This window comes from Streptomyces sp. NPDC029122, assembly GCF_055569445.1.
On sequence record NZ_JBVHWK010000013.1, the window covers coordinates 62,463 to 82,178 of the forward strand.

At 71.7% G+C, this 19,716-nt stretch carries 19 protein-coding genes; 11 read left to right on the top strand and 8 right to left on the bottom strand.

All coding sequences use genetic code 11. The features are described 5' to 3' along the window. Window positions 1–17 precede the first annotated feature (17 nt). The 5 genes from ACZ4WZ_RS17270 to ACZ4WZ_RS17290 form a co-directional block, all read right to left on the bottom strand. Window positions 18–812: an ABC transporter permease gene (locus ACZ4WZ_RS17270; RefSeq protein WP_467890998.1), complete on the bottom strand. Its 795-nt coding sequence runs from the start codon at window positions 810–812 to the stop codon at window positions 18–20. After that, on the bottom strand, window positions 812–1,741 hold the full coding sequence (locus ACZ4WZ_RS17275) for an ABC transporter permease (RefSeq protein WP_467891000.1): 930 nt from the start codon (window positions 1,739–1,741) through the stop codon (window positions 812–814). Before ACZ4WZ_RS17275 ends, ACZ4WZ_RS17270 begins: the two co-directional genes overlap by 1 nt. After that, entirely contained in the window at window positions 1,738–2,886 is a 1,149-nt protein-coding gene (locus tag ACZ4WZ_RS17280) for an ABC transporter ATP-binding protein (protein WP_467891003.1), read from the bottom strand. Before ACZ4WZ_RS17280 ends, ACZ4WZ_RS17275 begins: the two co-directional genes overlap by 4 nt. A 76-nt stretch (window positions 2,887–2,962) precedes the next feature. Beyond that, window positions 2,963–4,210 carry a polyamine ABC transporter substrate-binding protein gene (locus ACZ4WZ_RS17285; protein ID WP_467891006.1) on the bottom strand — a complete coding sequence of 416 codons (1,248 nt, stop codon included), beginning with the start codon at window positions 4,208–4,210 and terminating at the stop codon, window positions 2,963–2,965. A gap of 33 nt (window positions 4,211–4,243) precedes the next feature. Then, a complete protein-coding gene (locus ACZ4WZ_RS17290; protein ID WP_467891008.1) occupies window positions 4,244–5,788 on the bottom strand; it encodes a gamma-aminobutyraldehyde dehydrogenase in 1,545 nt (514 codons plus the stop codon). Between the two features lie 180 nt (window positions 5,789–5,968). On the opposite strand from ACZ4WZ_RS17290, the gene ACZ4WZ_RS17295 reads away from it, so the two are divergent. After that, window positions 5,969–6,523: an NADAR family protein gene (locus ACZ4WZ_RS17295; RefSeq protein ID WP_467891012.1), complete on the top strand. Its 555-nt coding sequence runs from the start codon at window positions 5,969–5,971 to the stop codon at window positions 6,521–6,523. Continuing rightward, entirely contained in the window at window positions 6,520–6,933 is a 414-nt protein-coding gene (locus ACZ4WZ_RS17300; RefSeq protein ID WP_467891014.1) for an NUDIX domain-containing protein, read from the top strand. The genes ACZ4WZ_RS17295 and ACZ4WZ_RS17300 overlap by 4 nt, the downstream gene beginning before the upstream one ends. Before the next feature lie 50 nt (window positions 6,934–6,983). Here ACZ4WZ_RS17300 and ACZ4WZ_RS17305 read toward each other — a convergent pair whose 3' ends face one another. Beyond that, window positions 6,984–7,691, bottom strand: coding sequence for a DUF4190 domain-containing protein (locus tag ACZ4WZ_RS17305; RefSeq protein ID WP_467891017.1), 708 nt, complete (start codon window positions 7,689–7,691; stop codon window positions 6,984–6,986). A gap of 109 nt (window positions 7,692–7,800) precedes the next feature. Between ACZ4WZ_RS17305 and ACZ4WZ_RS17310 the strand changes: the two genes are divergently transcribed. From ACZ4WZ_RS17310 to ACZ4WZ_RS17330, 5 genes are all read left to right on the top strand, one after another. Next, window positions 7,801–8,826 (top strand): adenosine deaminase, encoded by a 1,026-nt coding sequence (locus tag ACZ4WZ_RS17310; protein WP_467891019.1) that lies wholly within the window; start codon window positions 7,801–7,803, stop codon window positions 8,824–8,826. Between the two features lie 27 nt (window positions 8,827–8,853). Continuing rightward, the gene (locus ACZ4WZ_RS17315; RefSeq protein ID WP_467891022.1) at window positions 8,854–9,558 is read left to right on the top strand and encodes a glycerophosphodiester phosphodiesterase; all 705 of its coding nucleotides are present in this window, start codon (window positions 8,854–8,856) and stop codon (window positions 9,556–9,558) included. After that, window positions 9,555–10,751, top strand: a complete 1,197-nt coding sequence (locus tag ACZ4WZ_RS17320; RefSeq protein ID WP_467891025.1) for a sensor histidine kinase — start codon at window positions 9,555–9,557, stop codon at window positions 10,749–10,751. The genes ACZ4WZ_RS17315 and ACZ4WZ_RS17320 overlap by 4 nt, the downstream gene beginning before the upstream one ends. Continuing rightward, window positions 10,748–11,542, top strand: coding sequence for a response regulator (locus ACZ4WZ_RS17325; protein WP_467891028.1), 795 nt, complete (start codon window positions 10,748–10,750; stop codon window positions 11,540–11,542). The genes ACZ4WZ_RS17320 and ACZ4WZ_RS17325 overlap by 4 nt, the downstream gene beginning before the upstream one ends. Window positions 11,543–11,662: 120 nt before the next feature. Beyond that, the gene (locus ACZ4WZ_RS17330) at window positions 11,663–12,874 is read left to right on the top strand and encodes a serine hydrolase domain-containing protein (protein WP_467891031.1); all 1,212 of its coding nucleotides are present in this window, start codon (window positions 11,663–11,665) and stop codon (window positions 12,872–12,874) included. Window positions 12,875–12,932: 58 nt separating this feature from the next. On the opposite strand, the gene ACZ4WZ_RS17335 is transcribed toward ACZ4WZ_RS17330, so the two are convergent. Together ACZ4WZ_RS17335 and ACZ4WZ_RS17340 are read right to left on the bottom strand one after the other, a co-directional pair. Next, window positions 12,933–14,108 carry a polyamine ABC transporter substrate-binding protein gene (locus tag ACZ4WZ_RS17335; RefSeq protein WP_467891034.1) on the bottom strand — a complete coding sequence of 392 codons (1,176 nt, stop codon included), beginning with the start codon at window positions 14,106–14,108 and terminating at the stop codon, window positions 12,933–12,935. Window positions 14,109–14,220: 112 nt separating this feature from the next. After that, the gene (locus ACZ4WZ_RS17340) at window positions 14,221–15,660 is read right to left on the bottom strand and encodes a gamma-aminobutyraldehyde dehydrogenase (protein ID WP_467891037.1); all 1,440 of its coding nucleotides are present in this window, start codon (window positions 15,658–15,660) and stop codon (window positions 14,221–14,223) included. A gap of 170 nt (window positions 15,661–15,830) precedes the next feature. Here ACZ4WZ_RS17340 and ACZ4WZ_RS17345 point away from each other — a divergent pair, with 170 nt between their 5' ends. The 4 genes from ACZ4WZ_RS17345 to ACZ4WZ_RS17360 all read left to right on the top strand — a co-directional run bounded on the left by ACZ4WZ_RS17345 (window position 15,831) and on the right by ACZ4WZ_RS17360 (window position 19,697). Beyond that, window positions 15,831–16,334 (top strand): Lrp/AsnC family transcriptional regulator, encoded by a 504-nt coding sequence (locus ACZ4WZ_RS17345; protein ID WP_007266859.1) that lies wholly within the window; start codon window positions 15,831–15,833, stop codon window positions 16,332–16,334. 3 nt (window positions 16,335–16,337) lie between these two features. After that, window positions 16,338–17,699: an aspartate aminotransferase family protein gene (locus tag ACZ4WZ_RS17350; RefSeq protein ID WP_388941956.1), complete on the top strand. Its 1,362-nt coding sequence runs from the start codon at window positions 16,338–16,340 to the stop codon at window positions 17,697–17,699. 172 nt (window positions 17,700–17,871) lie between these two features. Next, window positions 17,872–18,633 (top strand): ABC transporter ATP-binding protein, encoded by a 762-nt coding sequence (locus ACZ4WZ_RS17355; RefSeq protein ID WP_467891041.1) that lies wholly within the window; start codon window positions 17,872–17,874, stop codon window positions 18,631–18,633. Beyond that, window positions 18,615–19,697 carry a hypothetical protein gene (locus ACZ4WZ_RS17360; protein ID WP_467891044.1) on the top strand — a complete coding sequence of 361 codons (1,083 nt, stop codon included), beginning with the start codon at window positions 18,615–18,617 and terminating at the stop codon, window positions 19,695–19,697. Before ACZ4WZ_RS17355 ends, ACZ4WZ_RS17360 begins: the two co-directional genes overlap by 19 nt. Window positions 19,698–19,716 lie beyond the last annotated feature (19 nt).

Below are 19,716 nucleotides of genomic sequence, written 5' to 3' on the forward strand. Positions count from 1 at the left end.
CCAACTCCCTACGGGATCTACTTCGGTTGTGCCTTCTTGCGGCGGTTGCCGGCCCACTGGCCGGCGAGGACCACCAGCACCGCGATGACGAACATCGCCGTGCCGATGACGTTGATCTGGACGGGCGTACCGCGCTGGGCCGATCCCCACACGAACATGGGGAAGGTGACGGTGTTGCCCGAGTTGAAGTTGGTGATGATGAAGTCGTCGAAGGAGAGCGCGAAGGACAGCAGCGCGCCCGCCGCGATTCCGGGGGCCGCGATCGGCAGGGTGACCCTCAGGAAGGTCTGCGCCGGTCCGGCGTAGAGGTCGCGGGCGGCCTCCTCCAGACGCGGGTCCATCGACAGGACGCGTGCCTTGACGGCGGCGACGACGAAGCTGAGGCAGAACATCACGTGGGCGATGAGGATGGTCCAGAAGCCCAGCTGGATGCCCATGTTGAGGAAGAGGGCGAGCAGCGAGGCCGCCATCACGATCTCGGGCATGGCCATCGGCAGGAAGATCAGCGAGTTCACCGCGCCGCGCGCCCGGAACCGGTAGCGGACCAGCGCGAAGGCTATGGCGGTGCCGAGGACCGTGGCGCCGATGGTGGCCCACAGGGCGATCTGGAGGGAGAGCGCGAGGGAGCCGCACAGGTCGGCGACCCCGCAGGGGTCCTTCCACGCGTCGAGGGAGAACTCCTGCCAGGCGTAGTTGAACCGCCCGGTGGGGTTGTTGAAGGAGAACACCGTCACGACGACGTTCGGCAGGATCAGGTACGCGAGCGTGGCGAGGCCCGCGATGACCACGAGATTGCGGCGGAGCCAACGCATCAGACCAGGTCCTCCGTCCCCGCTCGGCGGATGTAGATGGTGACCATGATCAGCACGATGGCCATGAGGATGAAGGACAGCGCGGCCGCCGTCGGGTAGTCGAGGATCCGCAGGTACTGCGACTGGATGACGTTGCCGATCATCCGGGTGTCGGTGGAGCCGAGCAGTTCGGCGTTCACGTAGTCGCCGCTCGCCGGGATGAAGGTGAGCAGGGTCCCGGAGACCACGCCCGGCATCGACAGCGGGAAGGTGACCTTGCGGAACACCGTGGCGGGGGTGGCGTACAGGTCGCCCGCGGCCTCGTGGAGGCGGGTGTCGATGCGCTCCAGCGAGGTGTAGAGCGGCAGGACCATGAAGGGGAGGAAGTTGTACGTCAGGCCGCAGACCACCGCGAGCGGTGTGGCCAGGACCCGGCTGCCCTCGGTCATCCCGAGCCAGCTGGTGACGTCCAGGAAGCCCACCGCGTCGAGGGCGCCGACCACCGGGCCGCCGTCGGCCAGGATCGTCTTCCAGGCCAGGGTGCGGATCAGGAAGCTGGTGAAGAAGGGGGCGATGACGAGGACGAGCAGCAGGTTGCGCCAGCGGCCCGCCTTGAAGGCGATCAGGTAGGCCAGCGGGTAGCCGAGCAGCAGGCACAGCGCGGTCGCGGTGCCGGCGTAGAGCAGGGAGCGCAGGAACTGCGGGAGGTACTCGGTCAGGGCGTCCCAGTAGGTCCGGAAGTGCCAGGTGACCTCGAAGCCCTCCTCGAGCGAGCCGGTCTGCACCGAGGTGGAGGCCTGGTAGACCATCGGCAGCACGAAGAAGACGAGCAGCCACAGGATGCCGGGGAGCAGCAGCCAGTACGGGACCAGGCGCTTCTTCAGGGCCGCCCGGTGGACCGGGGGCCCGGCGGGCGCGGAGGCCTCGGGGGGCGCCGCGGTGGCCGTCATGCGCCCTCCTCGACGGTCTCGATGCCGGCCTCTATGTCCTGGGCGGCGTCCAGGCCGAAGGTGTGCTCCGGGTTCCAGTGCAGGACGACGTCGGCGCCGGGGACGAGGCGGCTGTCCCGTTCGATGTTCTGGACGTACACCTCCAGCCCCGGGCAGACCTGGCTGTCGATCACGAACTGGGTGGAGACGCCGATGAACGAGGAGTCGGCGATCTTGCCCGCGACCTTGTTGCGGCCGGCCGCGACGGCGGACTCCTCGGCCGCCGGGACCAGGGAGATCTTCTCGGGGCGCACGCCCACGAGGAGCTTCCCGCCCGCGCGGGGCGTGGTCGAGCACCGGGCGGTGGGCAGTCGCAGCGTGGTGCCCGAGGCGGAGACGGTCACGTCGGACCCGGTGGACTCGACGTATGCCTCGATGAGGTTGGAGGTGCCGAGGAAGTTGGCGACGAAGGTGGTGCGCGGGTTCTCGTACAGCTCGGCGGGGGCACCCAGCTGCTCGACGCGGCCGCCGTTCATCACGGCGACCGTGTCGGCCATGGTCATGGCCTCCTCCTGGTCGTGCGTGACGTGGACGAAGGTGATGCCCACCTCGGTCTGGATCCGCTTGAGCTCCAGCTGCATCTGGCGGCGCAGCTTGAGGTCGAGGGCTCCCAGCGGCTCGTCGAGCAGCAGCACCTGGGGGTGGTTGATGAGGGCGCGGGCGACGGCCACGCGCTGCTGCTGCCCGCCGGAGAGCTGGTGCGGCTTCTTGCGGGCGTGCTCTCCGAGCTGGACGAGGCCGATCATCTCGTCGACCTGCTTCCTGACGGAAGCGACACCGCGGCGGCGCAGGCCGAACGCGATGTTCTCGAAGACGTCCATGTGCGGGAACAGGGCGTAGCTCTGGAAGACGGTGTTCACCGGGCGCTTGTACGGCGGCAGGTGGGTGACCTCGCGGTCGCCGAGGCCGATGGTGCCGGTGGAGGGCTCCTCCAGGCCGGCGATCATGCGCAGGGTGGTGGTCTTCCCGCAGCCCGAGGCGCCGAGCAGGGCGAAGAAGGAGCCCTGGGGAATGGTGAGGTCCAGCGGGTGCACGGCGGTGAAGGAGCCGTAGTGCTTGCTGATCCCGGCGAGGCGTACGTCGCCGCTCGCGGTCTTGTCGGTCATGGGCCTGGGCCTTCGGTGGTGTGTCGGGGGAAGGGGACGGACGGGGCGCGGGTGGGGGTGCCGGTGCGTGGCCCGGTCAGGCGCCGATGAGCTTGGCGAACTTCTCCTCGTACGCCGTCTCTTCCTCGCTGGTGAGGGAGCGGAAGGCGTGGGCCTTGGCTGCCATCTCCTTGTCCGGCACGATCAGCGGGTTGTCCGCGAGCGCCGGGTCGATCTTGGCGAGCTCTTCCTTGACGCCGTCGACGGGGCAGACGTAGCTGATGAACGCGGCCAGCCGGGCCGCGACCTCGGGCTGGTAGTAGTAGTCGATGAGCTTCTCGGCGTTGGCCTTGTGCCGCGCCTTGACGGGGACCAGCAGGTTGTCGCTGGAGGTGATGTATCCGGCGGCGGGGATCGCGTACTTGATGTCCGGGTTGCCGGCCTGGAGCTGGATGACGTCGCCCGCCCAGGCGAGACAGGCCGCCAGGTCGCCCTTGTCGAGGTCGGCGGTGTAGTCGTTGCCGGTGAAGCGGCGGATCTGCTGGGTGTCCACGCCCTTCTGGAGGCGGCCGACCGCCGTGTCGAAGTCGGCGGTGGTGAAGTTCGCCGGGTCCTTGCCCTGGTCGAGCAGGGTCATGCCGACGCTGTCGCGCATCTCGGTGAGGAAGCCCACGCGGCCCTTGAGCGAGGGGTCGTCGAGGAGCTGGGTGACGGAGTCGACCTTCTTGCCGTCGGTGGCCTTGGAGTTGTAGGCGATGACGGTGTCGATGCCGGTCCAGGGGTAGCTGTGGGCGCGGCCCGGGTCCCAGTCGGGGTTGCGGAACTGGGGGATCAGGTTGGCGTAGGCGTGCGGGAGGTGGGAGGGGTCCAGCTTCTGCGCCCAGCCGAGACGGATGATGCGGGCGGCGAGCCAGTCGGTGACGACGATCAGGTCGCGGCCGGTGTCCTGGCCGGCCGCGAGCTGCGGGCGGATCTTGCCGAAGAACTCGACGTTGTCGTTGATGTCCTCGGTGTACTTGACCTGGATCCCGGTCCGCTTGGTGAACTCCTCCAGCGTGGGACGGGTCTTCTCGTCGTCGCTGGTGTCCATGTACTCGGTCCAGTTGGAGAAGACGATCTCCTTCTCCTTGCCCGAGTGGTCGTCGGACGCCACGGCGCCGCCCTCGCGCTTGGCGGGCGGGATGCCGCAGGCGGTGAGGGCCGAGAGGCCGCCCAGGGTGAGCGCCCCGACGCCGGAGGCGCGCAGCAGCGAGCGGCGGGTGAGGGCGCCCCGTCCGCTGCTGAGGCTGCGCCGCATCGCGGCGGTCTGCGCCGCCGAGAGGCGGTCGGGCTCGAACTGCTCCATGCGCGTTGCCCTTTCGGGAGGAATGGCCACTGGTCAGACGGCCGGCTTCTGTCGGTCCCCGAAGATCGTGCGGTGCCAATCCTTCGCGGCCACCGCAGTATTGTCGAACATCACATGCTTGACCTGCGTGTACTCCTCGAACGAGTAGGCGCTCATGTCCTTCCCGAAGCCGCTGGCCTTGTAGCCGCCGTGCGGCATCTCGCTGATGATCGGGATGTGGTCGTTGACCCAGACGCAGCCCGCCTTGAGCTCGCGGGTGGCGCGGCCCGCCCGGTAGAGGTCGCGGGTCCAGGCGGAGGCCGCGAGACCGTACGGGGTGTCGTTGGCCAGGGCCAGGCCCTCGTCGTCGGTGTCGAAGGGCAGGACCACCAGGACCGGGCCGAAGATCTCGGACTGGACGGCCTCGCTGTCCTGCGCGGCGTCGCGGATGAGGGTCGGCCGGTAGTACGCGCCCGCGGCGAGGCTGCCGCCCCCTTCCCCGGTCCGCGGGATCTCGCCGCCGGTGACGACGGTGGCGTACGAGCGGGCGCGCTCGACGAACGCGGCGACCCGGTCGCGCTGGGCGTGCGAGACGAGCGGGCCGAGGTCGGTGGTCGGCGCGAAGGGGTCGCCGAGGCGGACGGTCTCCATCAGCTCGGCGACGCGGGCCGTGAAGGCGTCGTGCAGGGGGCGCTGCACATAGGCGCGGGTGGCGGCGGTGCAGTCCTGGCCGGTGTTGATGAGCGAGGCGGCGACCGCGCCCTGGGCGGCGGCCTCCAGGTCGGCGTCGTCGAAGACGACGAAGGGCGCCTTGCCGCCGAGCTCCAGGTGGAGCCGCTTGACGGTGGCGGTCGCGATCTCGGCGACCCTCCTGCCGACGGCGGTGGAGCCGGTGAAGGAGGTCATCACCACGTCGGGGTGGCCCACCAGGTGCTCGCCGGCGTCGCGCCCGGCACCGGTGACGATGTTGACCACGCCGTCGGGGATCCCCGCCTCCTTGGCCGCCTGGGCGAACATCAGGGAGGTCAGCGGGGTGAGCTCGGCGGGCTTGAGGACGATCGTGTTGCCCGCGGCGATGGCCGGGAGGATCTTCCAGGCGGCCATCTGGAGGGGGTAGTTCCAGGGGGCGATGGAGCCGACGACCCCGATGGCCTCCCGGCGCACGTAGGAGGTGTGGTCCCCCGAGTACTCGCCGGCCGCCTGGCCCTGGAGGTGGCGGGCCGCGCCGGCGAAGAAGGCGGTGTTGTCGATGGTCCCCGGCACGTCGAACTCCGTCGACAGCCTGAGCGGCTTGCCGCACTGGAGGGACTCGGCGTACGCGAAGTCCTCCGCCTGGTCCGCCAGTACGCCGGCCAGCCGGTGCAGGGCGTCCGAGCGCTCACCCGGAGTGGCGGCCGACCACGCGGGGAAGGCCCGCTTGGCGGCGGCCACCGCCTCGTCCACGTCGGCCGGGCCGGCCAGCTCGTACGTGAGCACCTCTTCGCCGGTGGCGGGGTCGACCACGGTGTGCGACCGCCCCGAGGTGCCGGGGCGGAGCCGTCCGTCGATGTACTGCGCGCCGTCTGCGAAGCGGTCCTTGACCTGGAAGCGGTTACCCATCGCTCTCACGCTCTCCGTAGCTACAGCTCGAATTGAGTGCCGATCCTGGCAGAGGCGTTCCCCCGCGCCAAGGGATTCCGTTGTTGCCTTTTGATCACGCGACGGAATCGGTCGACCATATGTCGAGGCATCCCCGAAATCCCGTACGAAGTGTCAGTGGTGACTGCGACACTCGCGTGCATGGACATGTTGGACACGCTGATCGAGCAGGTCAGCCGGGGTCAGCGGGTGAAGTACCTGCCGTTCTGGGGGCACCGGCCGCAGCCCGACGGCAGGCTCGGGCCGAGCTGCCTGAGCCAGTGGTGGCCGTCTCCCTTCACTGTGGGTGACGTCCGGTACGCCACGGCCGAGCACTGGATGATGGCCGGGAAGGCGCGCCTGTTCGGAGACGCGGAAGCCGAGCGCGCCGCGCTGGAGGCCCGCAGTCCGGCGGCGGCGAAGAAGGCCGGACGGCTGGTGCGCCGGTTCGACGAGACGGTCTGGGAGCGGGAGCGGTTCGCGCTGGTCGTGGCGGGCAGCGTGCACAAGTTCGGCTCCGACCGCGCGCTGCGCTCCTACCTGCTGGGCACGGGGACGCGGGTGCTGGTCGAGGCGAGCCCGCTGGACCGGGTCTGGGGCATCGGGCTCGCCGCCGATGACGAGCGGGCGCTCCAGCCCGCCCGCTGGCGCGGCCTGAACCTGCTCGGCTTCGCCCTGATGGAGGCCCGGGAGCGGCTCCGCGCGGAGGCGGCGTGACGCGGCGGCTCCGGGTGGCGGCCGTCATCGTGCGCGACGGTCTCCTCCTGATGGTGCGCGAGCGGCACCGGGGGGCGTCCGGGCTCCATGACGGGGCGGAGTACTGGACGCTGCCCGGGGGCGGAGTGGAGCCCGGGGAGGATCTGGAGGCGGCGGTCCGGCGGGAGGTGGCCGAGGAGACGGGGCTGCGCCCCCTGGAGGTGCGGTACGCCTTCGAGGCGCCGTACCCCTCGGGGTGGACCACCTGCTTCCGGGTGGAGGTGGCGCCCGGTGAGCCGGTCCTGGGGGTCGACGGGGACCTGGAGTGCCCGTGCCCCCGGATGGTGGGGCTCGCCTGGGTCCCGCTGACCCGCGCCGCGCCGGACGGGCCGTACATGGTGCCGACGCTGCTGTCGGCCGCCCCGCTCTGACCCGGGGCGGAGGGGGCGGCTGGAGGGGCCGGCCGGAGCGGGGCGGCCGCTCAGACCCGTTCGCGGGGCGTGTCGATCTGGGACACGGAGGACGGGGAGTCGCTGCCGCCGTCGTAGTCCTCGAGCTCGGGAACGAAGAAGACGAGCAGCGTCATGCCTATGCCGAGCACGACCCCGACCGCGCCGAGGATGATGCCGGCCAGCGCCACACCGCCGTTGGTGGCTTCGCCCCGGGCCGCCTTGCCCCTGCCCAGCGCCCCGAAGACGATCGCCGCGATACCGAGGGCGATCGGGCCGACCATGGTGGCGCAGACGAACACCGAGAGGATGCCGAGCACGAGGGCGGTGATCCCGAAGCCGTTGCTCGCGGGCGGCACGGCGTACGGGTACCCCAAGTATCCCGGCCCGCCCGGATATCCGGGGTACCCCGGGTGACCGGGCTGGCCCGGGTAGCCGGGATAACCCGGCGGCACGGGCGGGCCCGGGTAGGCGTACGCGCCGCCGGCCGGCTGCGCCGGGTACCCGTACGCGGACCCGGGGGCCGGCGGCTGCGGGTACGCAGCGGCGGCCGGCGGGACCGGCTGGGGCGGCGGATATCCGGAGGGGTCGGGCGCCGGGTCCGCGCCGGGCATGCCCACCACCGTCGGCTGCTCGTGCACCGGCGGGGCCGGCTGCGCGCCCGGCGGCTTCTCCGGGCCGGCCGCCGGCCGCTCGGGCGGCGCCCACGGGTCCCTCGGTTCAGGGCTGTGGTCGGTCATACGGCGCCCCCCTCTCTCGTACGGCCATGCTAAGCGCTGCCGCCGACACCGCCGGGGCCTGCCTACGATGAGGCCGAACCGCCCGACCCGTGTCCTCCCGGAGGCCCCCATGCCCGACCTGCACCCCTTCATCGCGGGGCTGCCCAAGGCCGAACTCCACGTCCACCACGTCGGCTCGGCGTCCCCGCGCATCGTGGCAGAACTCGCCTCCCGCCACCCCGACTCGAAGGTCCCCACCGACCCCGAGGCGCTGGCCGACTACTTCACCTTCACCGACTTCGCCCACTTCATCGAGGTCTACCTGTCGGTCGTCGACCTGGTCCGCACTCCGGACGACGTCCGCACCCTCACCTTCGAAGTGGCCCGTGACATGGCCCGGCAGAACATCCGCTACGCCGAACTCACCATCACCCCCTACTCCTCCACCCGCCGCGGCATCGACGAGAACGCCTTCATGGAGGCCATCGAGGACGCCCGCAAGGCGGCCGAGACCGAGCTCGGCGTCATCCTGCGCTGGTGCTTCGACATCCCCGGCGAGGCCGGCCCCGAGGCCGCCGCCGAGACCGCCCGCCTCGCGGTCGACCTGCGCCCCGAGGGCCTGGTCTCCTTCGGCCTGGGCGGCCCCGAGATCGGCGTCCCGCGCCCCCAGTTCAAGCCGTACTTCGACGCGGCCCGCGCCGCCGGCCTGCACAGCGTCCCGCACGCGGGCGAGAGCACCGGGCCGGAAACCATCTGGGACGCCATCCGCGAGCTGGGCGCCGAGCGCATCGGCCACGGCACCACCGCCCCGCAGGACCCGGAACTGCTGAAGTACCTCGCGGACAACCGGATCGCACTGGAGGTCTGCCCGACCTCCAACATCGCCACCCGCGTGGTGACCGACCTCGACCGGCACCCCGTCAAGGAGATGGTGGCGGCGGGAGTGCTCGTCACCATCAACAGCGACGACCCGCCGATGTTCGGCACCGACCTCAACAACGAGTACGCGGTGGCCGCCCGGCTCCTCGACCTCGACGAGCGCGGCCTCGCGCAGCTCGCCAAGAACGCCGTCGAGGCCTCCTTCCTGGACCCGGCCGGCAAGGCGGAGCTCGTCGCGGAGATCGACGCGTACACCAGCGAATGGCTCGCCCGCTGACTCCACTTGATCCCCGCGCCCCCGAGAATGGGACGCATGAGCAACCTGACTGCCGTCGGTCACCGCGGCGATCCCTACCGGTTCCGTGAGAACACCCTCGCCTCCGTCCGCTCCGCCTTCGCCCGGGGGGCGGACGCGGTGGAGGTCGACGTACGGCTGACCCGCGACGGCGTGCCGGTCCTGCTCCACGACGAGACGCTGGAGCGGCTGTGGGGGCACGACGTGCGGCTCGACGCCGTCACGGCGGCCCAGTTGAAGGAGCTCACGGACGGCCGGGTCCCGACGCTGCGCCAGGCACTGACGGAGGCCGGGGCCGAGGACGGGCGGCTCATGATCGACCTGCCGGGCGCCGCGTACGAGACGGTGAAGACGGTCGTCGGCCTGGTGCGCGAATGCGGGGCGCGCGACCGTACGTACTACTGCGCCGGGCCGAACACCATGCTCGCGGTCCGCGCCGCGGACCCGGGCGCGGAGATCGCGCTGACCTGGACCACCCTGTCGCCGCCGCGCCGGGTGCTGATCGACGCCGTGGCCCCGCGCTGGCTCAACTACCGCTTCGGCCTGGTCAGCCGGGAACTGACGCGGGCCCTGCACCGGGACGGACTGCTGGTGTCGGCCTGGACGGCGGACACCAAGCGGTCGATGCGCCGCCTGCTGAGGGCCGGGGTGGACTCCGTCACCACGAACCGGGTGGACGCGCTGGCCGCCGTGCGGGCCGAGCTCGGCCGGTGACCCGCCCGCCGGGCGGAGGGCTGCGCGGGCGGGTGCTGCGGGCGGACCCGCGCTGGCAGGACCTGGGGCTGGCGCTGCTGGTGCAGGTGGCGACGACCATCCCGTTCGTGGTGCCCCGCGACCCGCAGCATCCACCGGCCACCTGGACCGCGTACCTGGTGACGACGCTGGGCACGGTGCCGCTGGTGTGGCGGCGTCGGGCCCCGGTGACGGCGGTGCTCGGGGTGATCGCGGCGGGCTCCGTCTACCAGCTGGGCCTGGACGGTCCCGGGCAGCCGCTGCCGTACGCCGGGCTGATCTGCGTCTACACGATCGCGCTGCTCAGCCCGGCGCGGGTGCGGCTCCTCATGGGCGGGCTCCTGACGGTGGTGATCGCCGTCTCCGTGGCGCTCAACACCGGGTCGGCGCGGGAGCTGCTGTTCTCGTTGTTCGTCTTCGCGGCGGCCTTCGCGCTGGGGCGGCTCCAGGCCACCCGGCAGGCCTACACCGCGGCCGTCGAGGACCGGGCGGCGCAGCTGGAGCGGGCGAACCGGATCGAGGCCGAGCAGGCGGCCGCGCGTGAACGGGCCCGTATAGCCCGGGAGATGCACGACATCCTCTCGCACGCGGTCAGCATCATGATCGTGCAGGCGGAGGCCGGGCCGGTGGCGGTGCGCGCGGCCCCGGCCCGGGCGGAGGCGGCGTTCGAGGCGATCGCCGAGACGGGGCGGGACGCGATGGCGCAGCTGCGGACGATGCTGGGGGTGCTGCGGGCGGAGGAGCCGGCGGCGGCTCCGCGTGCGCCGCAGCCGGGGATCGGGGAGCTGCCGGTGCTCCTGGACCGGGTGCGGGCCGGCGGGCTCGGGGTGTCGTACGGGCGGACGGGCGGGGTGCGCGACCTGCCGGCGGCGCTGGAGGCGACGGTGCACCGGGTGGTGCAGGAGGCGCTGACGAACGTGGTGAAGCACGCGGGGGCCTCGATGGTGGAGGTACGCCTGGAGTACGGGGTGGACGCGCTGACGGTGACGGTCACGGACGACGGCCGGGGCCCGGCGCCCACCGCGGGCGGCGGGCACGGGCTGATCGGGATCCGTGAGCGGGCGGCGGCGCACGGCGGGACGGCGCGGACCGGCCCGGGGGCGGACGGGCGGGGATTCACGGTGCGGGTGACCCTGCCGGCCTCGGTAGCCTCACCGCTGGAGGTGGGGAATTGACGATCCGTGTGGTGGTGGCCGACGACCAGGAGCTGGTGCGCAGCGGCTTCGCGATGATCCTGGACGTCCAGGAGGACATCGAGGTCGTGGCGGAGGCCGGCGACGGGGCCGCGGCGGTGGCGGCCGTGGAGCGGCTCGCGCCGGACGTGGCGCTGCTGGACGTCCGGATGCCGGTGCTGGACGGGATCGAGGCCTGCCGGGCGATCTCGGCGGGCAGTGCGTGCCGGGTGGTGATGCTGACGACCTTCGACTCGGACGAGTACGTGTACGAGGCGCTGCACGCGGGGGCGAGCGGCTTCCTGCTGAAGGACGTGCGGCGGGACGACCTGGTGCACGCGGTACGGGTGGTCGCGGCGGGCGAGTCGCTGCTGGCGCCGTCGGTGGCGCGGAGGGTGATCGAGGAGTACACGGCGGCGACGGCCCGGCCCTCCGTTCCCGCGCTCGCCGCGGAGCGGCTGGAGGTGCTGACCGCGCGGGAGCGGGAGACGCTGCTCCACCTGGGACGGGGGCTGTCGAACGCGGAGATCGCGGCGGCGCTGGTGGTGAGCGAGCACACGGTGAAGTCGCACGTGGGGAACGTGCTGGCGAAGCTGGGGCTGCGGGACCGGATCCAGGCGGTGATCTGCGCGTACGAGACGGGGCTGATCGCGGCGGGTCGGACGGGGGCGGGGGACGCGGGAGGCGGGACGGGGGCGGCGGCCGTCGGAAGTCCTCGCGCCGGGGTCTCTCCCTCCGGGGTCTCTCCCTCCGGGGAGGGAGGCGGCGGCGTGTCGGATCCCTCGCGCCGGTGAGTTGTCGTACCGCTGAAGACCCCTCTCGCTGGTGATCCGCGACTGCCCCCGTGACCCGCAGCATTGAGGTCATCGGGGCAGCCGGCCCCGCGGAACGGACCGCACACAGGGGGAACCGTCATGAAGGCACGTACGCGCACGCTGATCGCCGCCGCTCTGGTCCTGGGGGTCGCCGCCGGACCGGTGGCCGCCGCGCAGGCCGCTCCGGCGCCGGCGCCCGTCTCGGCGGGGATCGCCCCGCCCGTCTTCACCACGCCGCCGGACGCGGCGGCCCTGGAGAAGGCGATCGCGGGTGTCGGGGCGCGGCACAAGGACGCGACGGCGGCTCTGGTCCGGGTGGGCGGTACGAGCGGCGGCTGGCGCGGCAGCTCGGGCGTCGCGGACGTCCGCAGCGGGCGCGCCGCGATCGAGAACGCCCGCTTCCGGGCCGGATCGGTGACGAAGACCTTCACGGCGGCGGTGGTGCTCCAGCTCGCCGCCGAAGGCCGGGTGGACCTCGACCGGCCGGTGCAGGAGTACCTTCCCGGGCTGCTGCCGGGCGGCCCGGGCGGCTTCAAGCCGGTCAAGGTGCGGGAACTGCTGAACTACACGAGCGGCCTGCGGTCCGCCGACGGCCCCGGAGACGCCTTCGAGGACGAGTACGCGCACCGGTTCGACGTGGTCGACCCGCGGGCGCTGATCGCCAACGCGGTGGCCAAGGGCCCCGAGTACGACCCGGGTGAGAAGCAGCGCTACAGCAACATCCACTACACGGTGCTGGGGGTGCTGATCGAGAGGCTGACGGGGACGACATACGAGAAGGCCGTGGCCGACCGGATCACCAAGCCGCTGGGCCTGCGCCACACCTCGTTCCCGTCCCGTACCCAGAACCGCATACCCGGCGCCCACAACCACGGCTACCAGGCGGTGGAGGGGGCCGACGGGAGCAGTTCGCTGGTGGACGTATCGGAGTGGAACTCCTCCTCCAACTGGGCTGCCGGGGACCTGATATCGACCACGGCGGACCTGGAGCGCTTCACGGTGGCGCTGTTCGGCGGCAAGGTCGTCCCGAAGGGGCAGCTCGAGGAGATGTTCACGGTGCCCGACGTGCCGGACGCCGCGAGCGAGACCGGCGCGCACGCCGTGCAGACGGCCGGCATGAAGGAGTTCCTCCTGGAGGACGGCACGAAGGTCTACGGCAAGACGGGGGCGCGCCACGGCTACAGCACGGTCATCGGCGGCACCCGCGACCTGTCCCGCACCCTCGTCTACTCGGTGAACTCCACCGATGCCAAGGGGCGGGAGATGAACCGGGTGGCCTACGGCATCGTCGGGGCGGCGTTCGCCAAGTAGCCGGCGGCGGCCGGCCGGTGCCGCCCTCTCCCCGGAGGCGCGTCCGGCCGGACCGTGGTCACAGTCCGACGATGGCGTTCCAGCGTTTGGCGAAGGAGGGGCGTTCGGCGGAGGAGATGTCCCGGGCGACGGCGAGACGTGCGCGCATCGCCTCGTCGGGGAAGATCAGCGGGTTCTCGGCCAGTCGGGCGGTCTCCTTGTCCGGGGAGGCGGCCAGGACGTCACGGGCGGCGGGCACCGGGCAGACGTAGTTGACGGCCGCCGCGAGCTCGGCCGCCACCGCCGGGTCGTAGTAGTGGTCGACGAGCGCCTCGGCGTTGGCCTTGTGCCGGGCGAGGTTCGGGACGAGCAGGCTCTCGGCCCACAGCTCGGCGCCCTCCTCGGGGACCACGAACTCGATGTCGGGGTTGTCGGCCCGGAGCTGGATGACGTCGCCCGAGTAGGCCTGGCAGGCCAGGACGTCGCCCTTGCCGAGATCGGAGGTGTAGTCGTTGCCGGTGAAGCGGCGGATGTGTTTCCTCTTCACCATGCTCTCGACCTGGTCGCACATCCGGTGGAAGTCGGATTCTGTCCAGCGGGTGACGTCGGTGCCGTCGCCCTGCATCAGCAGGGAGAAGGATTCGTCGAGCCCCGAGAAGAGGGTCACCCTGCCCGCGAGGTCCGGGTGCCAGAGGTCCCTGACGGATTTGATCTCCCGGCCCAGTGCCTTGCGGTTGTAGGCGATACCGGTGATCCCGGACTGCCAGGGGACGGTGTGCAACCGGCCCTCGTCGAAGGCGGGGGAACGCAGCTGCGGATCCAGGTGTCCGGCGACGTTGGGCTGCGCCGAGCGGTCCATCCTCTGGGCCCAGCCGAGGCGGACGAAGCGGGCGGCCATCCAGTCGCTGACCACGACCAGGTCGTGGCCGGTCGGCTGGTGGTTCATCAGGGCCGGGCCGACCTTGCCGAAGAACTCGTCGTTGTCGTTGATCTCCTCGGTGTAGCGGACTTCGATGCCGGTCTTCCGGGTGAAGGCCTCCAGCGTCGGACGGCTCTCCTCGTCCTGGTCGTCGGTGTCGATGTAGAGGGGCCAGTTGGAGAAGGCGAGGGCGCGGTCGCGGTCCGAGAGGTCCTGGCCCCCGCGCCGGCCCTCCGGGACGTACGCGGCGGGCACACCGCAGCCGGCCAGGGCGGCGAGCAGACCCGCGGCACCGAGGCCGCGCAGCGCGGCGCGACGGGAGACGAGTTCAGGCATGGCCTCACCCTCGGACAGCACGACGGGGCGGGCAATAGACAAGATGTCTACTGCCCGCCCCGTCAGGGCCCTGCGGTGATCAGTGCGCCGCCGCCGGTGCGACGGCCGCGGATCAGGCGTCGAGCGAGGTCATCACGTGCTTGATGCGGGTGTAGTCCTCGAAGCCGTAGGCGGACAGGTCCTTGCCGTAGCCGGACTTCTTGAAGCCGCCGTGCGGCATCTCGGCGACGAGCGGGATGTGGGTGTTGATCCACACGCAGCCGAAGTCGAGGTTCTTGGACATGCGCATGGCGCGCGCGTGGTCCTTGGTCCAGACGGAGGACGCGAGGGCGAACTCGACGCCGTTCGCGTACTCGAGGGCCTGGGCCTCGTCGGTGAAGGACTGGACCGTGATGACGGGGCCGAAGACCTCGTTCTGGATGATCTCGTCGTCCTGCTTGAGGCCGGAGACGACGGTCGGGGCGTAGAAGTAGCCCTTCTCGCCGACCCGGTGGCCGCCCGCCTCGACCTTGGCGTGGGCGGGGAGGCGCTCGATGAAGCCCGCGACCTGCTTGAGCTGGTTCGGGTTGTTCAGCGGGCCGTACAGCACGTCCTCGTCGTCCGGCTGGCCGGTCTTGGTGTCGGCGGCGGCCTTGGCGAGCGCGGAAACGAACTCGTCGTGGATGGACTCGTGGACGAGCACGCGGGTGGCGGCCGTGCAGTCCTGGCCGGCGTTGAAGTAGCCGGCGACCGCGATGTCCTCGACGGCCTTGGCCAGGTCGGCGTCCTCGAAGACCACGACCGGGGCCTTGCCGCCGAGCTCCAGGTGGACGCGCTTGACGTCCTTGGACGCGCTCTCGGCGACCTGCATGCCGGCGCGCACCGAGCCGGTGATGGAGGCCATCGCCGGGGTGGAGTGCTCGACCATGGCCTTGCCGGTCTCACGGTCGCCGCAGACGACGTTGAAGACGCCCTTGGGCAGGATCGAGTCGATGATCTCGGCCATCAGGACCGTCGAGGCCGGGGTGGTGTCCGAGGGCTTGAGGACGACGGTGTTGCCCGCGGCGATCGCCGGGGCGAACTTCCACACGGCCATCATCATCGGGTAGTTCCACGGCGCCACCTGGGCGCAGACGCCGACCGGCTCACGGCGGATGATCGAGGTCATCCCCTCCATGTACTCGCCGGCCGAGCGGCCCTCGAGCAGGCGCGCGGCGCCCGCGAAGAAGCGGATCTGGTCCACCATCGGGGGCAGTTCCTCGCTGGCCGTCAGGGCCAGGGGCTTGCCGGTGTTCTCCGACTCGGCGGCGACCAGCTCGTCGGCGCGCGCCTCGAAGGCGTCCGCGATCTTCAGCAGCGCCTTCTGGCGCTCCGAGGGCGTGGTGTCGCGCCAGCCCGGGAAGGCGGCAGCGGCGGCCGCCATGGCGGCGTCGACGTCCGCCTGGCCCGACAGCGGGGCGGTGGCGTACACCTCGCCGGTCGCGGGGTTGACCACGTCGGTGGTCCGCCCGTCAGCGGCGTCCTTGAACTCCCCGCCGATGTAGTTGCGCAGACGACGCAGTTCGGTGGTCACTACAGCCACTCTCCTGATCCCATGTCCAACGATTGAGACGACCCACCAAGCCTAGCCTCTCCGTCGACGCTTTCGACAGAGCCGGACGTCACCACCTACGAAATCCGTGCAATCGAAGACCAGCAACAACGAATTTCATCGGTTCCGGGTTGCGGAACAGACGACTCCTCGTGCACAGTGAGGTCGTGGTCAGTCGAAGCGCAGATTCCAGGAACAGACAACCGTCCCCTTCGGTCGATGCTGTGTCCCTGGCGATCATCGAGCAACTGCAGGAGGACGGCCGCCGTCCCTATGCATCGATCGGCAAGGCCGTGGGCCTGTCCGAAGCGGCGGTGCGCCAGCGCGTACAGAAGCTGCTCGACCAGGGCGTCATGCAGATCGTCGCCGTGACGGACCCGCTCACCGTGGGCCTGCGGCGTCAGGCAATGGTCGGCATCAACGTCGAGGGAGACCTCGACCCGGTGGCCGACGCCCTGACCGCCATGGCCGAGTGCGAGTACGTCGTGATGACCGCGGGGTCGTTCGACCTGATGGTGGAGATCGTCTGCGAGGACGACGACCACCTGCTCGAAACGATCAACAAGAAGATCCGCACGCTCCCCGGCGTGCGATCAACCGAAAGCTTCGTTTACCTGAAGCTGAAGAAGCAGACCTACATGTGGGGAACTCGATAGCCCGTGAGCCAGGACCTCTCCAAAACCGCGTACGACCACCTGTGGATGCACTTCACCCGCATGTCGTCGTACGAGAACGCGCCCGTCCCCACCATCGTGCGGGGTGAGGGCACCTACATCTTCGACGACAAGGGCAAGCGCTACCTGGACGGTCTCGCCGGACTGTTCGTGGTCAACGCCGGTCACGGCCGCAAGGAGCTGGCCGAGGTCGCGTATAAGCAGGCGCAGGAGCTCGCGTTCTTCCCCGTGTGGTCGTACGCGCACCCCAAGGCCGTCGAGCTCGCCGAGCGCCTGGCCGACTACGCCCCGGGCGACCTGAACAAGGTCTTCTTCACCACGGGTGGCGGCGAGGCCGTCGAGACCGCCTGGAAGCTCGCCAAGCAGTACTTCAAGCTGAAGGGCAAGCACACCAAGTACAAGGTCATCTCGCGTGCGGTCGCCTACCACGGCACCCCGCAGGGCGCCCTGTCCATCACCGGCCTGCCGGCGCTGAAGGCCCCCTTCGAGCCGCTGGTCCCCGGCGCGCACAAGGTGCCCAACACCAACATCTACCGCGCCCCGATCCACGGCGACGACCCGGAGGCCTTCGGCCGCTGGGCCGCCGACCAGATCGAGCAGCAGATCCTCTTCGAGGGCCCCGACACCGTCGCGGCCGTCTTCCTGGAGCCCGTACAGAACGCCGGCGGCTGCTTCCCGCCCCCGCCCGGCTACTTCCAGCGGGTCCGCGAGATCTGCGACACCTACGACGTGCTGCTCGTCTCCGACGAGACGATCTGCGCGTTCGGCCGCCTCGGCACGATGTTCGCCTGTGACAAGTTCGGCTACGTACCGGACATGATCACCTGCGCCAAGGGCATGACCTCGGGCTACTCCCCGATCGGCGCCTGCATCGTCTCGGACCGCATCGCGGAGCCGTTCTACAAGGGCGACAACACCTTCCTGCACGGCTACACCTTCGGCGGGCACCCGGTGTCCTCCGCCGTGGCCATCGCCAACCTCGACATCTTCGACAAGGAAGGCCTGAACCAGCACGTGCTGGACCAGGAGGGCAACTTCTTCGACACCCTGAAGAAGCTCCACGACCTTCCGATCGTCGGCGACGTCCGCGGCAACGGCTTCTTCTACGGCATCGAGCTCGTCAAGGACAAGGTCACCAAGGAGTCCTTCACGGACGAGGAGACCGAGCGCGTGCTCTACGGCTTCCTCTCCAAGGCGCTCTTCGACAACGGCCTGTACTGCCGCGCCGACGACCGCGGGGACCCGGTCATCCAGCTGGCCCCGCCGCTGATCGCCGACCAGGGCACCTTCGACGAGATCGAAGGCATCCTGCGCTCGGTGCTCACCGAGGCGTGGACCAAGCTCTGACCGGTCCGGAGCCGCACTGGCCCGACACACGGCCCGGATCCTCCGTTCGAGTAGAACGCGGGGATCCGGGCCGTGTGCTGTCAGCATCCAAGACGTTCATCCCATTACATCTCCATGCGGCGCCAGTGACCGAAAGGGCTCCGCTTCGTTCCCCCGGACGGAGGTGTACGCCATGGTGGCTCCACCGGACAAGGCCCGGCCCGACCATGCCCCGCCGCAGGACGACCTGCTCTGGGCCCGGTCCCTGCACTACTCCCACAGCGGTACGCCCGGCCTGATCGGTGTCTCCGCCGGAGTGCGCCAGGGCGAGATCCTCGCCGTGACCGGCCCGCGCGGCTGCGGCAAGAGCACCCTGCTGCGCTGTCTGGCCGGCCGGCTGGTGCCCGAGCAGGGCGAGGTCTGGTTCAACAGCGTCCCCGTCCACACCCTCGGCGCCGCCGCCCGCGAGCGCCTGCGCCGCGACCGGTTCGCCTGGCTCGGGCCCGAACCACAGCTGCTGCCCGAGCTCAAGATCTGGGAGAACGCCGCCCTGCCCCTGCTGCTCGCCGGCACCCCCCGCCGCGCCGCCCGCCGTGCCGCCTGCGCATGGCTGGAGCGCCTCGACCTCGACGTCTTCGCCCGCAAGCGCCCCGGCGCGCTGAACCGAGCCGAGGCCCAGCGGGTCGCCCTGGCCCGCGCCCTGATCGCCGAGCCCGCGGTCCTCTTCGCCGACGAGCCCACCGCCCCGCTGCACCGGGCCGACCGCACGCTGCTGCTGCGCACCCTGACCACGGCCGCCCGCTCGCACGGCATCACCGTCCTGCTCGCCACCCACGACGAGGAGACCGCGGCCGCCGCCGACCGCGGCCTCGCCCTGCTCGACGGCCGCCCGGCAGGCGCCGCGGCCGCCGGCCCGACGACGGAGGACCAGGCCGCGTGCTCCCTCTCCGCCTAGTACGCGGCTCCCGCCCCCTGGTCCAGCTGCGCAGGCTGCTGGTCGCGGCCGCCTCCGCCGGCAGCGGGTTCCTCCTGCTGTACGTCCTCGGGGAGGCGACGGCCCTGCCCGCCGGATCGTTCCCCCGGCTGCTGTGGGCGCTGGTGCCGCTCGCCGCCACCGTGCAGTTCGCCGTCGCCGTCGCCCGCACCGACCCGGCGACCCGGCCCCGCGAGGGGCTCGACGCCGCCGGGCTGGGCCCCCTACGCCTCACCCTGGTCGCGGCCGTCTCCACCGCCATCGCCTGCGCCCTCGGCAGCGCCCTGGCCCTGGCGGCCTTCCTCCACCTGCGGGGCGACCTCGCCGGACTGCCCTTCGACGGCGCCGCCGCCGGGCTGCTGCACGCCGACCGGCCCCTTCCGGTGGCCGCCGCCCTCACCCTGCTGGCCCTGGTCCCGCTGACGGCCGCCACCGCCACCGCCCTGGCCCTGCGCCCCCGCCCCCCGCACTCCGGGCTGGCCCCGCAGACCGGTGTGCCGTGGGGGGTGGCGCTCACCGCCTGCGGGCTCGCCGCCCTGGCGTACGCCCGGCCCGCCGGAGCCGCCGTGCCGGCGGGCTGCGTACTGATCGCGGTCGGGCTCGCCCTCGCCGGGCCCGGACTGGCCTACGCCTGCGGGACCCTGGTGCAGGCGCTGCGGCCCGGTCTGCTCCGGCTGCTGGCCGGGCGCGGGCTCCAGGAGGAAGCGCCCCGGCTGGGACGGCCGCTCGGAGTGCTCTCCGCCGTCGGCGCGGCCGCCCTCACCGCCCTCGCCCTGCGCGGCCAGGGCGAACCGATCACCCCGCTCGGGCCGCTGACCGGCCCCGCCGCCGCCCTGGTGGCCCTGTGCGCGGCCGGGACCCTGCTCTCCTCGGCGGTCGAGGCCCGGCAGGCCCGCTCCGCCCAGCGTGAGGCGCTGGCCGGGCTCGGCACGCCGGGCACGGTGCTGCGTACCGCCGTGGCCCTGCGGGCGGTCGCGCTCCTGGGGGCGGCGGGGGGACTCGGCTGGGGTGTGGCGCAGCTGACGTCCCTGGCGCTGACCCGCTGAGACGGCCGGCCCTTAGGGT